The organism is Bradyrhizobium sp. 21 (assembly GCF_023073335.1).
Classification (GTDB): domain Bacteria; phylum Pseudomonadota; class Alphaproteobacteria; order Rhizobiales; family Xanthobacteraceae; genus Bradyrhizobium.
Window position 1 is genome coordinate 55,386 of the sequence record NZ_JADPJG010000019.1, and the last position, 14,223, is coordinate 69,608.

Here is a 14,223-nt window from a genome sequence, read left to right on the forward strand (position 1 = left end):
GCTGGCAGCGCTCTCAGCACGCCGCGCTGATGAACGACGAATGAATATTGAACCGCGCGCGGCCTGCGTCTCAATCTTTCGACGATCGAGACCGTCGTACGCGGAACGCCCGTTCTGCCTGCGCGTTGCGACTCCAAAGAGGAGGAATACGCCATGAGGCTCAGAACCGCTTTAGTTGCAGCATTGTTGCTTGCCCCGACGGCCGCGCTGGCTGCGCCGGGCATCGTCACCGTCTCGACCGGCTTGCGCGCCGGTCCGGGGCCGGGCTTTCCGCTGGTCGATCGCGTCCCCGAGGGCGCCCGCGTCAACATCCATGGTTGCCTGCGCGGCAACGCCTGGTGCGACGTGAGCTTCTCCGACGATCGCGGCTGGGTGTCGTCGCAATATCTCGAATATCTCTACCGCAATCACTACGTCTATCTCCCCGATTATGCCGATCAGATCGACGTGCCCGTCGTCCCCTTCGTGCTGACCTCGTACTGGTCGAGCTATTATGAGGGACGGCCCTGGTATCGGCGGCATGCCTATTGGAATAATTACTGGACCTCGCATCAGCGCGTCGCAACGCAGATGACGATCGCTCCGCGCGCGGCCCGCATCGGCCGCGCGGCCACGCGCGATGCTGCGATCGCATTGGGACGCGACGGCGTGCGTGGCAAGGGTGATGTTAGAGGCGCCGCCGCGATCTCGGGCCGTGATGCCGCGACGGCACGACACGACGCTGTCATCGCCAAGCGCGATGCTGCGGTTGCGACCGATCGGACCCGTGCCGGCCGCAGCGAGCGCATCGCGCATGAGCGGACCGATGTGCACAGCCGCAATCCGCGCGATGCACAGGCCCGCATCGTGCACGAGCAGGCCACACACCGCGCAACGGAGCGTGCGCAGCCAATGGCGCGTGCACGCGAAGCGGCACGCGCACACGAGGCGCCGCGCGTATCAGCCGCGCCTGCGAGCCGACCCGCGATGCCGCATGTGGCACAGCCTAACGTGAACCACGGCGCGCCGATGAATGCGCATGCCCAGATGCCGGCGCCACGCGCGGCCGCGCCTGCGATGCCGCACGGCGGCGGTGGTGCTCCGCATATCAATGCTGCACCACGTGGCGGCGGTGCACCGGCTGGCGGCCCCGGCGGCGGCCACCAGAAGCACTGAATTTGCCAACGAAAGCCCGGCCCTCGCGCCGGGCTTTCTGTTTGGGGCTGGCCCCGGTTCCCGGCGCGTATAATTTAAGAAAGTTCTTCGCGGGCAGATTTCATCGATCGTAATATGTCTATTCAAAGCTGTAAGCATCCACTCGGGGCAGCGGGGCACGGGAGGATGACGATGAGACAGAGCCAGGCGGAGTCGCGCCGCCAGAGTGTCGCGAAGCGATCGATGACCAAAGAGGCCAAACAGCTGTCCGGCCTGATTGCCGGATTGCGCGAATCCCTTGATGGGATTCACAAGGAGCGGACGAGCACCAAGCTCTCCGGCGCCGAGACGGGCATTCTCGACGAGCGGCGCAACAATCTGCTGCTCACCATCGCAGCCCTGGACGACCGCCTCTCGGCGGTGCAGGGGCTGATCGATCTCGGCCGTCCCCACATCATCCGCGTCCACTAATCGGAGCGCAGACGCGAGCTATCGGTTTCGTCGCGGCGGCGACGGGATCGGGCTCGGCTGCCGGCTTTGCGTGGCATAAGGATTGGCGTAGCACTGGGCGGACTGCCCGGAGGCAGTCGCAGCGCACTGCGCGATCGACATGAAACTGCAATCGATGCTGCGGCCGTCGATGGTGTAGACCTCGATGCAGACCGGATAGCGCGGATCGTAGGTTTGCGCTTCCAGGGGCGCGCCGACCGCAGCTGCGCCAAGCAAGCCCGCGACAAGCAGAATCGCATTCATGATGCGGCGCACGATCAACCTCCGTTGCTCGCCAGAACCAGGCACAATGCTGCCGTGGATGGCACCAAATTGCCACGCTCCCGGCGAATTGCCGCCAAAGCCCGCTGCCACGAGGGAAGCGGGTGCAGGGCAACGCAAGGGGATGCGCATTGGCCTATAAGATGATCGCAGAACGCGATAATGAGAAGTGCAGTTTTGCCCGCGAGAGCCGGCTGCTCATCGTGGCGAAGGCAAAGGTTTGGGCGAGCGAGGGGTGGCGGGTCGTCATTACCGATCAGGACGGCAAGTCCTACGCGCCGCCCGAATTCGATCAGCTATCGGCGGCCTGATCGCAAGACGGGGTTGCTTTTTCTTTTGACGCGTTTTCCTTACGCGAAGCGGTCTATCCACTTCGCTTGAAAACGCTCCAGGGGACGACATTGATTTCGCTATTTCGACCGGGGGGCGATGTGATCGTGCCCCTGATGACTCTTGCAGCCGCCGCCGTCATGACGGCGACAGTAGCCGCCGCGCAAAATCTCGATGCCGGCAAGGCGCCGGAAAGGCTCTTCGCCGATGGTTGCGCGACCTGCCATCGCAGCCCGCGCGGCCTGGCCAAGGGGCGCTTCAGCCTGACGCTGACCTGGTTCCTGAAGGACCATTACGCAACCAGTTCCGATACGGCCAAAGCGCTTGCCGCCTATCTGGAATCAGTCGATACGCCGCCGCAGGCTGCGGCCAAACCTGGCGCGAAGCGAACCGCGCCGCACCCGCCCAAGCCGTCGCAAACCCATTAGGCGTGGGCCGGCTGCCGGCTACGCGCGCCGATAAGTCTGCGCGAGCAGCCCTGCATGGACGGCGCGGAGGTCAGCGCTCATGCGCGTCTGTCCCGTCGTGACATAGGACAGCCAGGCGCCGTCAGCGGCGAGGCGAACGACGTGGAGCTCCGGCGTGCCGTCTGTCGCACGGTGGCGCTTCAGCCGCGCCTTGATCCAGTCGTTCCAGAGCCGACGCAGCGACGGATCGGTGACGACGACCATGCTCAGCGCCGCCCAGGGCGTCGCGAAGCCGAAGGCCTTGCCGGTGAACACAGCATTCACGTAGGCGCGTGTAAAACTGCCGCGCGGCTTCGGGTCGGCTTCGATGGCGGCGTCGATCTCGGCATCGACGCGGGCGAGGAGGTCAGCGAACAGGCCCTCGATCAGCGCCTGCTTGCTTCCGAAATGATGAAACAGGCCACCCTTGGTGACCCCGGCCGCCGCCGCCACCGCTTGCACGGTGATGCCGGCGACGCCATGGTCCATGGCGATGGCTGCGGCGTGATCGAGCAGGGCGCGCCGGACCTGCTCGGGCTGCTTGGCGCGGGTGTAGGCGCTCGACGGCATCAATGCGCCGTCGTCTGCGAGAACAGGTTGATGACCACGACCCCTGACACGATCAGTACGATGCCGACGAAGGCCGCGGCGTCCAGCATCTGGCGGAACAGCACGAAGGAAACGGTGGCGGTCAGGATGATGCCGACCCCGCCCCAGATTGCGTAGGCGATACTCAGTGGGATGACCCGGATCGCGACCGACAGCGCGTAGAACGAGGCGACATAGAACAGCACCATGGCCAGGGTCGGCCATGGCCGCGTGAACTGTGCGGACTGCTGCAGGAAGGCGGACGCCGTGACCTCGAAGACGATGGCGAGGGCAAGCGCCGCGTAGGCATTGAATGCGGAAGTCATGACGGGCTCAAGCGTAGCACGCGAAAGATACCGCGCGGTAGGTATGTTTAGCACGCGGAACATGGCGTTTGCCGGCAACGGATATCACGAGTGGGTGACGAGCCTGCGACAACGTGATGTCGACGACACGAAGCCGCCGCGCGGCGAATCGTGCGGCAGCCGGGTGTTCGATGCGACGTTAGCCGATCCGCACGGTTAGCTCGACGTCTTCGGCAAACGCCGTGGACAGGTAGCCGCTTCCGGGCTCGCGTACGCGCGCCAGATAATCCGGGCTGTCGTCGGCGTTGTCGGCGACGATGATCGCGCCCGGCCTGAGATGGCCTTCGACCAGATCCAGGATATCCGGGTAGAGCGCCTTGGCGCCGTCGAGCAGCACGAGATCGATCGTATCAGGCAGATCGGCACTGAGCGTCGTCAACGCATCGCCTTCGCGGATTTCGACGAGATCGATCAGCCCGCCGGTCGTGAGATTGTCCCGCGCCCGCGCCGCCTTGGCCGGCTCGAACTCGCTGGTAACGAGGCGGCCGCCGCCATTGTCGCGAAGCGCCGCAGCCAAGTGCAGTGTCGAGATGCCGAAGGATGTACCGAACTCGACGATCGTTTTGGCGCGGGAGCTGCGCGCGAGCATGTAGAGTAGGCGACCGGTCTCGCGCGAGACCGCGAGCGGTACGTCCCTCAGGCGTCCGTAGAGTTCCCGGTATCCGGTCTTGCTCCGCATCATCCGCGCCCGCTCCTCATCGGACAAATGGGCGACGGCAGCGTGCAGTACGCCCCTTGCCGCTTCGTCCTTGAGGAACAGGCGATCCAGCAGCGGCGCAAGCGATGTGATGGTTGGGGTGGTCATCAAGGTCTCCAGAGTTCACCGCGAAGCGCGTGCTTGCGTGGAATCTGAAATACGACTAATTCGTCGTATTTCCTATTCGCATTGCCCGGGCGCATCATGGCCGATCGTCGAAGCCGTTCAATTTCCTCACGAAAACAGCCGCAGCAGGCCCGATCGAACGGGCTGGTGGCCGTCATTCTGGATGCTGCTGTTCAGGTTCTGGCGAAGGAGGGCGCGCAGCGTTTCACCACGGCGCGGGTGGCCGAGAGGGCCGGGGTGAGCGTCGGATCGCTCTATCAATATTTTCCGAACAAGGCGTCGATCCTGTTCCGGCTCCAGAGCGACGAGTGGCGGCGCACGAGCGAACTTTTGCGCGACATCCTCGCGGACCGGACGAAGCCGCCGCCTGCGCGGCTGCGCGCGGTGGTCCACGCCTTCATTCGCTCCGAATGCGAGGAGGCTGCGGTCCGCGTCGCGCTCAGCGACGCCGCACCGCTCTATCGTGACGCGCCCGAGGCGCAGGACGCGCGGGCGGCCGGCGAGGGCATCGTCGCAACGTTCATGCAGGAGGCGCTGCCAAAGTCCCCGGATGCCACGCGCGCCCTCGCGGGCGTGCTGATCAAGACAACGCTGAGCGAGGTCGGCAAGAATTTTTCGGAAGAGGCGCGGAGCGAGGCGGAGATCGCAGCCTATGCCGACGCCATGGCCGACATGTTTTGCGACTATCTTGCGAGGCTGGCGCGGCGCTGAAGTGAAGGTGGTGCGTGTGGGACTCGGGTAGAGATCCTGTAGCGGTTGCTACGCTTGCATCGCCTGACGTTTACCCCTACGGACCTCTTTCATGCTCGTCATCTCCATTCAAAGCCAGGTGGTCCACGGCCATGTCGGCAACAGCGCCGCCGCCTATGCCATGCAGGCGGAGGGCGTGAACGTCGCGGCGGTGCCGACGACGCTGCTGTCGAACCATCCGCGCTATCCGAGCCTGCGCGGGCGGGTGCTGGAGACCGAGCTCGTCGCCGATCTCCTGACGGGCCTCGAGGAGCGCGATCTCGTCGACGAGGCCGCGGTGCTCGTCACCGGCTATCTCGGCTCGCCCGGTAATGCCGCTGTCGTAGCCGATTTCGTCGAGCGGGCGCTGATCCGCAATTCGAAGCTCGTCTATCTCTGCGATCCCGTGATCGGGGATGACGGCCGCGTCTATGTCGCCGACGGCATATTGGACGTGGTCCGGCACCGGCTGCTGCCGGCGGCAAACCTGACAACGCCGAACCAGTTCGAGCTCGAGCTGCTGTCGGGCACCACGATCGTCGACGCGCAAGGCCTGCGCGCGGCGTGCGCGGCGCTGGCGGGGCAGCGCCGTATCGACATCGTCGCGACCGGATGCACGCTCGCCGACACGGCCGAAGGGCAAATGGAGACGATCCTCTGCGCCGACGGCCAGTTGTCGCGCTTTGCGACCCCGCGCCTGCCGATCCGGCCCTACGGCACCGGCGATCTCCTCGCCGGCCTGATTGCGGCGCATCTGGCCAGGGGCAAGGCAACCGAGGCGGCGGTGCGACTAGCCGTCGAGACCATCTTTGCGGTACTGGTGCGCACGCAGGAGGCTGGCACCGCCGAGATGCGGCTCGTGCCGCTGCCGACGCCGGGACGGTAAGCCGTAATGCTCAGGTCGCGCGCTTCGCGGCCGATTGCGCCGATTTCTGCGGCTTTGCCGGGATCTTCTGCTCGCGCGCAGCCTGTACCTTCCCCTGTGCCTTGGGCGGTTTTGCGCTGGCCACAGCCCGCACTTTTCTCGGCTTGACGTTGGCGGCTTCCTTGCGGTCGGCCGAGCCACGCTTCGAGACGTATTCCTGGCCGTCGATCGGGCCGACGTGCGGCGGATCGCGGCCGAGATAGGGACGGCCGATGCCGAGCGCCTTGCCATTGGCATCGACCCACTTCCACAGCACCTCGGTCGAGACCCAGCGCTGGGCGCGGTTTTCGCCCTTGGTGCTGACGATGTCGGCCGCCATGCCGTGGCCGTAGCCGCCGCGCGTGCTGCCGCCATGATAGGAGCGGTCGGACGCGGCCTTCAGGCCGCTCGCGATCGACTGGCGATAATTGTCGCGGAACGCACTGGTGATGCCGGGCGAGAGGCCGGCAGCCTCAGCCGCGAGCAGCGTCCGAAACAGCTTTTGCCTGAAGCTCTTGTCCATGCCGCCGATGACGTAGTCCATCATCGGCATGCCGGCGTGGTCGGCCGCCTTCGGATCCTTCCAGCCAAAATCCTCGTCGACCAGTTTCGTGAAGCTGCGCATCACCGTGACCGTCCTGCCCTTGCGCTTGACGGTGACGGCGCGGCGATCCTCGACCTTGATCGAGTCTTCCTTGGGCGTGCGCTGGTAGAGCGCCCAGAGAAAGCGGTCGATGCAGGCCTCCATGACGAAGCATTCGTCGAGCACGGCGGCGGTGTCCGCCGACGGTGAAGCCTTGCTCGCGACAGCGGTGGGTCCGCTCGCGATCGCCGCGGGGGACAGCGCGTCTGTCGTCACGATCTCGGAGGCATCGGCGGATGCGAGTTTGATCACGGGCTCCGACGCCGGAGCAGCCTCGCTGACGACCGGTGTCGGGTCAGGCGACATCTGCGGCGCGGGTGGCGCCTCGGTCGGCAAGATCAGTGCGGGATCGGCCGAGGCGAGCTTGATGGCGGCAGCTGGCGCCTCGGGCGCCGCCGCTTCAGCGGTGACCAGGCGCGGTGTAGCGGCAACAGCGGCGGCGATGTCTGCAGTCAGGGCGACGCCGTCCTCGATGGCCGCAGCGTGCGGGATGTCGGCGAGGTCGAGCCGGCCAAGATCTTTCGCGCGCGAGACGGCAGAAGCATTGGCGCCGCTGTTCTCGATGAGGGCAGGGGCATAGGCGGACAAAGAGAGAGCCAGCCAGCCGGCGAGAACCGCCGAGGGGCAGGAAACCGCCACCAGAAGAGACCGCCGATCATTCATGATCCCTGCCTCCAAACGGTTCTGTTCGAACCGCGTCTCGTCCGAACAGTCTTGATGCCGACAGTGTCAGTCTTGCAGTCTTGAGTCAGTCTTGCACAAAAAGGGACGCCGAGCGTCGATTGTTCGGAGGACGATGTGGCGGCGCAATGGCGCAATTCGGCGAAAACAGGCTTTTCGAGCAGGTGTTGCATGACGGCAACGCTGGTTCCAGCGCGGTTCCAAAGGCTCAGAAACGCAGCGTCTGGGTGGGCCGCGATGGAAGAAGGCCTAATTGCGCCGATCTGGCCAACGCCTTGCACCCATTAAACATATGGCCATGCGCCGGACGCGTTGTTGCAATGCAGCAGTGCATGTCGCATTGCAGCAAAACGCGCTTAAATGTGCTCCGAATCTTTCACTCAGGAGCATCACCCATGAACAAGACGATTCTGTCGATCGCAGCCGCCATCCTGACGATCGCGGGCAGCACTGCCGCGTTTGCCGCCGAGCTGCCGACCTATGAGGCCAACGGTTTTCCGGTGTCGCCGATGCAGGTGAGCGTGCTCGGTGCGGCGCATGTCGAGCAGCAGGCTGCTGCGCCGACCACCGTCGCTTCGGTCCACCAGGCCCGCGTGCTGACGCCGCGCAAGGTCAAGACCGCGGATGTCACGACGGGCAGCGCCCGCTGATCTGAGTTTCGCAAAGACAACACCGGGCTCGTCTCCTCCCGAGCCTGCGCGGACCGCGTTCCCCCGTCGGGAGCGCGGTCTTTTTTTGCGCGCGAGCCATGATCTCGCGCGGCGGTGCGCGGATTGAGAAAGTTGCGGCAAGAAAAATCGCCGACAAGCGCGACTTGTGTACGGCCGTTCAAAGCGAGTGTGATCTCTTTAATAGTTGCTTTGCGGATCGGAGCGCTTGATGCGGGCGTCGCTTATTGAGCGGCCAAGAATCGTTTTCATAATGGAGCCGTCATGCCCGTTGCACAAAAAGCCGTTATTGCAAGCGCCTCGCCGCGCGCGTTCATCTTCAGGCACATCGCGTTGTTCGCAGCCGCCGCGCTGTTCGTGTTCGTGCTCAGCCTGACATATGGGCTCGATCTCAGCCCGGGATTTTTCTGACAAGCTACGCACGCTTCGACAGGCGCAAGCTCGACGGCGAGCGGCCGTAGAGCTCGGCGAACGCGGCGTTGAAACGGCGCAGGCTGCCGAAGCCGGCCTGGAACGCGATATCCGTCATGGTGTGATCGCCGGCATCGAGCAGGCGTTTGGCGCGCTGGACGCGCAGCGTCTTGGCAAGCTGCTGCGGCGTGGCGCCGACGTGGCGCTCGAACAACCGCGCCAGATGTCGCGAGGAGATGCCGAGCCGCAGCGCGAGCGTCACCACGGTGTCTTCGTCGAGCGCGCCTTCGTTGATCAGCTTTACCGCGCGTGCCACCGTTGAGCGCGTGCCGTTCCAGGCCGGGCAGAACGGCGCGGTCTCGGGGCGGCAGCGCAGGCACGGCCGGAAGCCCCCGGCTTCGGCCGCGGCCGCGGTCGGATAATAGGCGACGTTGCGCGTCAGCGGATGCTTGGCCGGACAGACCGGGCGGCAATAGATGCCTGTGGTCTTCACTGCCGTGAAGAAGCGGCCGTCATAGCGGGGATCCCGGCGCAGCCGCGCGGCATTGCAGACGTCAAAACTCAGCATGGCCCTATGATAGCGCAAGACCGCGTCGGCGAAAGGGCCGCGGGATGACCGAGTCCGATTGCGGCGAGCCGCGTTGCGCAGGGCAGCGTAGAAGGCGGCCCTCGTTTAGCGAAAGCCGGAGAGTGCATCGTGACCAGCCCGAAAGACATCGTCCTCAATGCCTGGAAGACCTTTTCATCACGCGACGCCGACCGCATCGCCGCGCTGTTCACGGACGATGCCGAATGGATCGCGCCGAAGGGCAACGCCACTGCGGTCGCGCTCGGTCACACCGACCACATGATCGGCGCGCAAGCAATCGCGCGCTTCATTGCGCAGGAGGTGCACAGGATGTTTTCAGATGTCGATATCGCCTTTCGCGGCGTCTACGCCGACGGCGATGTCGTCATCGTGGAGGAGCGGATGCGCGCGATGCTTGCCGGTGGCAGGCCCTATGAGAACGACTATTGCTTCGTGTTCACGGTAGCAGGGGATCGCATCCGCGAGGTGAGGGAATACATGGACACGCGCAAGGGGTGGCGGATGGTGTTTGGTGAGGAGGCGTGATGAGCAGGCGACCGCGTGCCAGACCTGCAGCCGCGTGGGTTGAGCCACATCGCGCGCTGACATAAGGCTCGCTGCATGGATCAGCGGACGAGCGGCGCTGACGCTCTCAGTCAGAAGAACGATGCGGCGCCGGCGTTGCTCGGCGTCGTCTGCGGCCTTGCCGCGGCGCTGTTCTGGGCGCTCGGTTTTGCCGGCACCCGGCATGGCCTCAAGGTCGGCTTCACGCCGGTCGATCTGCTGGCGCATCGCTATGTCTGGTCGGGCATCGCGTTCCTGCCGCTGGTGATGCGCGCCGGGATCTCCGATCTCTGCGGCATCGGCTGGGGCCGGGGCCTCGTGCTGATGGTGCTCGGCGGCCCGGTGATGTCGCTGATCTCCTACACTGGTTTCCTGTTCGTGCCGCTCGGCCATGGCAGCGTGATCCAACCCTCCTGCGCGACGCTCGGGGGCCTGCTGCTCGCCGCGTTGTTTCTGAAGGAGCGCATCTCCGCATCGCGTCTTGCCGGCGCCTTCGTCATCGTCGGCGGGCTCGGCGTGATCGGCGCGGAATCGATCGGCCATATCGGCGCCGACGGCGTGCTCGGCGATCTGACCTTCGTGCTGACCGGATTGATGTTCGCGGGTTTTGGCGCGCTGCTGCGCCATTGGCGGGTCTCCGCCGTGTCGGCCGCGCTCGTCATCAACGTGCTGTCGCTGCTGCTGCTGCCGGTCTACCTCGCGACCGTCGGTCTCGCCCATGTCGCGGCGATGGGTGTCACCGAGAATGCCATCCAGGCGCTGGCGCAGGGCGTGCTTGCAGGCCCCGCCGCGCTCTATCTGTTCGTCGTCTCGGTCCAGCGCCTCGGCGTCGCCCGCGCCGCCGTGTTCCCGGCCTGCGTGCCGGCGCTGACGCTGCTCACCGGCTGGCTGCTGCTCGGCGAGCAGCCGACAATGTTGCAGGCCGCGGGTCTCGTGACGGTGCTGTTCGGATTCTATCTGGCACAGCGGCAGCGGTAGACCCACCTGGGGAAGCCGCCTACCAATCGATTGCGATGAACTTGACCCCGCGGCAGGTCAGCTCCTGCCTGAGGCGCTCGGCGCGTTCGCTGGCGGATTTGCCGAGCAGCCGATACCTGCCGCCGAGGGCCTTGTCGGCCGCGACCTGGTGCCGGATGTTTTCGTACAATCGCAAAACGCCCTGATCGCTCAGATTGTCGAACATGTCATCCGTCGGATTCGCCCCGGTCGCGTCCTTTGTTGGCGGTCCTCGCAGAGCGGCCTCCCTGAACTGGTACGTACGAAAGCTACCAATACCGGTCCGGCGCATTAACGTATGTCTACTTTTAGGCACTGGGACAGGCCGCTGGCCAGGGCCCGGGGGGGGTGGATTATTTTTGCGGAGTGGTCGCTGAGCGGGGCGAGGTCGAAGCGGGTTCCCAGGGCGCGGGGAGAACAACGCGAATGGGGCGCGCCTCACCGGCGGAGCCGCTCGTGCTTGCGACAGCCGGCGACGGCTGCTCGTGAAGATTGTCGGCCGCCGCAACCGCGATTGAAGCCAGAACGAGACTCGCCGAGACCGCGAGGATCCGCAGATCGAACACCATTTATCACCATCCTCTGTTGACACAGAGAACGGCCGACCTCCCGAAAAGTTCAGGCCCGACGCATCGCCTTGTTGGTCGGCCCGATGCGTTGGCGCATGGTTGGCCGACGATGGCGGCTGCGGGACCGGCTACGCCTTCCGCACGAACTCCGATTTCAGATTCATCGCGCCGATGCCGTCGATCTTGCAGGCGATGTCGTGGCCGTCGCTGGCCTCCTGCAGGCGGATGTTGCGGACCTTGGTGCCGCCTTTGACGACGGAGGAGGAGCCCTTGACCTTGAGGTCCTTGATCACGATGACGCTGTCGCCGTCGGCGAGCACATTGCCGTTGGCATCGCGCACGCTGGCGTCCTGCGCGGCGTCCGCGGCCGCCTCCGCCGTGCCGCTCCATTCATGGCTGCATTCCGGGCAGACCCAGAGGCCGCGATCCTGGTAGGCGTGCTCGGAATTGCACTTTGGGCATGTCATCGCGTCGGTCATGGTTTGCCTCGTCACCCGTCACGGGCGCGCCGCACGCCTTCCGCCGGAAAAGATGGATTGGGAGCAAATCCTTTACCATGGTGTCGGGTCGGGGTTGAAGCGCGGGAACCTTAGGAATTCAGGAAAAATTCTGCGGTATTGAGGTCCGGGTTTACCGGCGGCGTCCGTTCGGCGCCGCCGCAGGAGGAGCGTCCCGGTCATGAGCGAGCATCGCGCCGCAGTCAGACATCACACGTTGCGGACCGCCATTGTCGAGTTCGACAACGGCACCGGCAAGATCATCAGCGCGCCCTGCACGATCCGTGATGTCTCCGGCACCGGCGCCCGGCTGAGCCTCAATTCGTCGCTATGGGTCGCGGAGCAATTCACGCTGGTCTTCAGCAGCGGCCTGCGCAAGGACTGCCGGGTCGCCTGGCGCAAGGGCAGGCTGATCGGCAGCGCGTTCGCCGATGGTTATGCGGGCCCGGACGAGCAGGCCGTCATGATGACCGCGGACGAGCAGTCCCGGCACAGGCTCGGGATCGGTGCCCGCGTCAAAGCCGCGCGCGAGACCCGCGGCTACACCGAAGCCCAGCTCGCCGAGCACATCGGTGCCACGCCCGCCTTCGTGTCGCTGGCCGAGAACGGCGAGGCGGACATTCCGCTGTATCAGCTCATGCACATCGCCGATCTCTTGATGGTCAGTCTCGACGGGCTCGTCACGGGGCCGGCGCCTGAGGACGTCGACGCGGCGTAGGCGGAGGGGGGCCTCAAAACAAAAACGTTGAAAACAACCCCATGCACAGTAGAAATCCCGAGGGATTTCAGTGTGTTGGAAATCCGAAAAATCGCCAGCGGCGGGCCGAGCGAAGCGTAATCCGGGAATCCCGCCGCGAACACCGACCCGGATTATGCTTTAGCTCCATCCGGGCTAAAGGCCTAGGCGTCGCGCAGCGACTTCGGCGATACCGAATCGAATTTGACTCGTCGGGCAAAACAGGGCCAGTATGGCATGATGGCGCCGCAGGAAGCTGGTGGCTCGCCAGCTGCGGAGCGACATGCCGAAGACACCAAAAAGAAAACTGAAGACCTACCAGACCTCGCTCGGCTTCTACGACCAGGCGATCGCCGCACCCTCGATGAAGGCGGCGCTGGAGGCCTGGGGCGCCAGCTCCAATCTGTTCCATCAGGGCGTCGCGAAGGAGACCGACGACCCCGCCATCGTCGCGGCGACAATGGAGAAGCCGGGCGTGGTGCTCCGGCGTCCGGTCGGATCGGACGGGGCGTTCACCGAACATTCCGAGTTGCCGACCGATCTCGCGGACGACGAGGCGAAGCCAAAAAAGTCCAGAGCCAAGTCCAAAGTAAAGTCCAAGCCGCAAAAGCATCCGGCAAAGGCGGCAAAGCAACCGCCCCGCAAGATCGACGATCAACAGGCGCGCAAGGCGGCCGCGGCGTTCGAGAAGGAAGAGAAGCGGCGTGAAGCCGAGCGCCGCAAGGAGGAGGCCGCTCGCGCCAAGGAGCGCGCGCGCCGCGACAAGGCGGTCGCGAACGCGCAGGCGGCGCTGGACGATGCAAGACGGCAGCACGACGCCCGGGCGGAGGCGATCGAAGCGGAGCGCGCCGCGCTCGACGAACGCGCCGAGGCGGAGCAGAACCGGTGGGACAAGCAGCGGATGAAGCTGGCGGAGGCTGTGCGTCGCGCGCGGGAGTAAATGCCCGGCCATGCGTGCCGGGTCGTCGTCCTCAGCGGCGAGAATGCGGTTCCGTGCCTATATGGAGTGAAGTCCATATAGGTCAGCCATGCCTGAAAATCCCTCGAATTCCAAAAGCCCGATGATCGTGCGCCCGCGTCGCGCGGCGCCGGTCCTGGTGTGCCGCAAATGCCTCAAGCGCAGCGACGAGGGCCGCGACGTCAGGCGTGCGCTGAAATCCGAACTGAAGGCGAGCAAGCGCGACGGCACCAAGCCGGCCAAGCTGATCGTGACGGGATGCTTCGGCCTTTGCCCAAAACAGTCGATCGTGATCGCGAGCGGCGCCAGCCTGGCGCGGCAGGAATATGTGCTGGTTGCGGACCGCGATCAGGTGCCGCGGGCGCTCGCGCTGTTGGATGGCAACCCGGGCGCATGACGGTCGGTCTGCGCTGCGCCGAATAACTCTTGCCTTGCTTTGCGTCCTTTTGCACTCTGGGGACAAGGAGACCAACGCATGAAGATCATGACTGTCGCGTGTGCGCTCGGAACCACCCTGGTGCTGTGCAATCTCGGGATATCGGATGCCGAAGCCCGGACGCGGAAGGCTCGAGTGGTGGATGAACAACGGCTGAGGGTGGATGTCCCCGTGCTCAGGCCGACGCCGTGGGATTACAATATTGTTCCACGCTATCGCTATCGCCCTGAAGACGACCGGGTCGATCCCTACGGCCCGCCTTTGGTGTCGTCGTATGTCCGCTACGAGGGCTGGCGCTGGCCCTATTGGTGGTGACGGTTTGTAGGGTGGGTTAGCCCCGCGGCTGCGCAAAGCGCAATTCGCGCGGCGTAACCCACCACGCTCTATTTCCGCGGCAGCAGCAGAG

Annotated in this window: 22 protein-coding genes; 14 read left to right on the forward strand and 8 right to left on the reverse strand. The window is 65.1% G+C overall.

All coding sequences use genetic code 11. From position 1 onward, the window contains the following. The first annotated feature begins 153 nt into the window (after nt 1–153). Nucleotides 154–1,155, forward strand: a complete 1,002-nt coding sequence (locus tag IVB31_RS19330) for an SH3 domain-containing protein (RefSeq protein WP_247325224.1) — start codon at nt 154–156, stop codon at nt 1,153–1,155. 171 nt (nt 1,156–1,326) lie between these two features. Beyond that, complete coding sequence (locus IVB31_RS19335) at nt 1,327–1,605, forward strand: hypothetical protein (protein WP_247325225.1); 279 nt, start codon at nt 1,327–1,329, stop codon at nt 1,603–1,605. Nucleotides 1,606–1,623: 18 nt separating this feature from the next. On the opposite strand, the gene IVB31_RS19340 is transcribed toward IVB31_RS19335, so the two are convergent. Continuing rightward, nucleotides 1,624–1,899, reverse strand: coding sequence for a DUF3551 domain-containing protein (locus tag IVB31_RS19340; RefSeq protein ID WP_247325226.1), 276 nt, complete (start codon nt 1,897–1,899; stop codon nt 1,624–1,626). Between the two features lie 110 nt (nt 1,900–2,009). On the opposite strand from IVB31_RS19340, the gene IVB31_RS19345 reads away from it, so the two are divergent. Together IVB31_RS19345 and IVB31_RS19350 are read left to right on the forward strand one after the other, a co-directional pair. Next, nucleotides 2,010–2,216, forward strand: a complete 207-nt coding sequence (locus IVB31_RS19345; protein WP_346730880.1) for a hypothetical protein — start codon at nt 2,010–2,012, stop codon at nt 2,214–2,216. Nucleotides 2,217–2,351: 135 nt separating this feature from the next. Then, nucleotides 2,352–2,663, forward strand: a complete 312-nt coding sequence (locus IVB31_RS19350; RefSeq protein ID WP_247325596.1) for a hypothetical protein — start codon at nt 2,352–2,354, stop codon at nt 2,661–2,663. 18 nt (nt 2,664–2,681) lie between these two features. Here IVB31_RS19350 and IVB31_RS19355 read toward each other — a convergent pair whose 3' ends face one another. The 3 genes from IVB31_RS19355 to IVB31_RS19365 all read right to left on the reverse strand — a co-directional run bounded on the left by IVB31_RS19355 (nt 2,682) and on the right by IVB31_RS19365 (nt 4,439). Next, a complete protein-coding gene (locus IVB31_RS19355) occupies nt 2,682–3,251 on the reverse strand; it encodes a TetR family transcriptional regulator (protein WP_247325228.1) in 570 nt (189 codons plus the stop codon). Continuing rightward, nucleotides 3,251–3,595 (reverse strand): multidrug efflux SMR transporter, encoded by a 345-nt coding sequence (locus IVB31_RS19360; protein WP_247325229.1) that lies wholly within the window; start codon nt 3,593–3,595, stop codon nt 3,251–3,253. The genes IVB31_RS19355 and IVB31_RS19360 overlap by 1 nt, the downstream gene beginning before the upstream one ends. A 178-nt stretch (nt 3,596–3,773) precedes the next feature. Beyond that, entirely contained in the window at nt 3,774–4,439 is a 666-nt protein-coding gene (locus IVB31_RS19365; RefSeq protein ID WP_247325230.1) for a class I SAM-dependent methyltransferase, read from the reverse strand. 96 nt (nt 4,440–4,535) lie between these two features. Between IVB31_RS19365 and IVB31_RS19370 the strand changes: the two genes are divergently transcribed. Continuing rightward, nucleotides 4,536–5,168 carry a TetR family transcriptional regulator gene (locus IVB31_RS19370; protein WP_247325231.1) on the forward strand — a complete coding sequence of 211 codons (633 nt, stop codon included), beginning with the start codon at nt 4,536–4,538 and terminating at the stop codon, nt 5,166–5,168. A 91-nt stretch (nt 5,169–5,259) separates the two neighbouring features. Continuing rightward, nucleotides 5,260–6,072, forward strand: coding sequence for a pyridoxal kinase (gene pdxY / locus IVB31_RS19375; protein WP_247325232.1), 813 nt, complete (start codon nt 5,260–5,262; stop codon nt 6,070–6,072). Between the two features lie 10 nt (nt 6,073–6,082). Here the strand turns inward: pdxY and IVB31_RS19380 are convergent, their stop codons facing one another. After that, nucleotides 6,083–7,396, reverse strand: a complete 1,314-nt coding sequence (locus IVB31_RS19380) for a hypothetical protein (protein WP_247325233.1) — start codon at nt 7,394–7,396, stop codon at nt 6,083–6,085. Between the two features lie 413 nt (nt 7,397–7,809). On the opposite strand from IVB31_RS19380, the gene IVB31_RS19385 reads away from it, so the two are divergent. Next, entirely contained in the window at nt 7,810–8,064 is a 255-nt protein-coding gene (locus tag IVB31_RS19385) for a hypothetical protein (RefSeq protein WP_247325234.1), read from the forward strand. A 282-nt stretch (nt 8,065–8,346) separates the two neighbouring features. After that, on the forward strand, nt 8,347–8,493 hold the full coding sequence (locus tag IVB31_RS19390) for a hypothetical protein (RefSeq protein ID WP_247325236.1): 147 nt from the start codon (nt 8,347–8,349) through the stop codon (nt 8,491–8,493). A gap of 4 nt (nt 8,494–8,497) precedes the next feature. Here IVB31_RS19390 and IVB31_RS19395 read toward each other — a convergent pair whose 3' ends face one another. Continuing rightward, nucleotides 8,498–9,061 (reverse strand): Ada metal-binding domain-containing protein, encoded by a 564-nt coding sequence (locus IVB31_RS19395; RefSeq protein ID WP_247325240.1) that lies wholly within the window; start codon nt 9,059–9,061, stop codon nt 8,498–8,500. Nucleotides 9,062–9,190: 129 nt separating this feature from the next. Here IVB31_RS19395 and IVB31_RS19400 point away from each other — a divergent pair, with 129 nt between their 5' ends. Then, nucleotides 9,191–9,607: a nuclear transport factor 2 family protein gene (locus IVB31_RS19400; RefSeq protein ID WP_247325242.1), complete on the forward strand. Its 417-nt coding sequence runs from the start codon at nt 9,191–9,193 to the stop codon at nt 9,605–9,607. Nucleotides 9,608–9,682: 75 nt separating this feature from the next. Then, nucleotides 9,683–10,603, forward strand: a complete 921-nt coding sequence (locus IVB31_RS19405; protein WP_247325243.1) for a DMT family transporter — start codon at nt 9,683–9,685, stop codon at nt 10,601–10,603. A 19-nt stretch (nt 10,604–10,622) separates the two neighbouring features. On the opposite strand, the gene IVB31_RS19410 is transcribed toward IVB31_RS19405, so the two are convergent. Both IVB31_RS19410 and IVB31_RS19415 read right to left on the reverse strand, forming a co-directional pair. Next, entirely contained in the window at nt 10,623–10,808 is a 186-nt protein-coding gene (locus tag IVB31_RS19410; protein WP_247325244.1) for a hypothetical protein, read from the reverse strand. 510 nt (nt 10,809–11,318) lie between these two features. After that, nucleotides 11,319–11,669, reverse strand: coding sequence for a zinc ribbon domain-containing protein YjdM (locus IVB31_RS19415; RefSeq protein ID WP_247325248.1), 351 nt, complete (start codon nt 11,667–11,669; stop codon nt 11,319–11,321). A 199-nt stretch (nt 11,670–11,868) separates the two neighbouring features. On the opposite strand from IVB31_RS19415, the gene IVB31_RS19420 reads away from it, so the two are divergent. From IVB31_RS19420 to IVB31_RS19435, 4 genes are all read left to right on the forward strand, one after another. Next, nucleotides 11,869–12,405: a helix-turn-helix domain-containing protein gene (locus IVB31_RS19420; protein WP_247325249.1), complete on the forward strand. Its 537-nt coding sequence runs from the start codon at nt 11,869–11,871 to the stop codon at nt 12,403–12,405. A 301-nt stretch (nt 12,406–12,706) separates the two neighbouring features. Next, nucleotides 12,707–13,363, forward strand: coding sequence for a cell envelope biogenesis protein TolA (locus IVB31_RS19425; protein ID WP_247325250.1), 657 nt, complete (start codon nt 12,707–12,709; stop codon nt 13,361–13,363). Nucleotides 13,364–13,451: 88 nt separating this feature from the next. After that, nucleotides 13,452–13,778, forward strand: coding sequence for a (2Fe-2S) ferredoxin domain-containing protein (locus tag IVB31_RS19430; RefSeq protein ID WP_247325251.1), 327 nt, complete (start codon nt 13,452–13,454; stop codon nt 13,776–13,778). 78 nt (nt 13,779–13,856) lie between these two features. Beyond that, the gene (locus IVB31_RS19435) at nt 13,857–14,132 is read left to right on the forward strand and encodes a hypothetical protein (RefSeq protein WP_247325252.1); all 276 of its coding nucleotides are present in this window, start codon (nt 13,857–13,859) and stop codon (nt 14,130–14,132) included. The last annotated feature ends 91 nt before the right edge of the window (nt 14,133–14,223 follow it).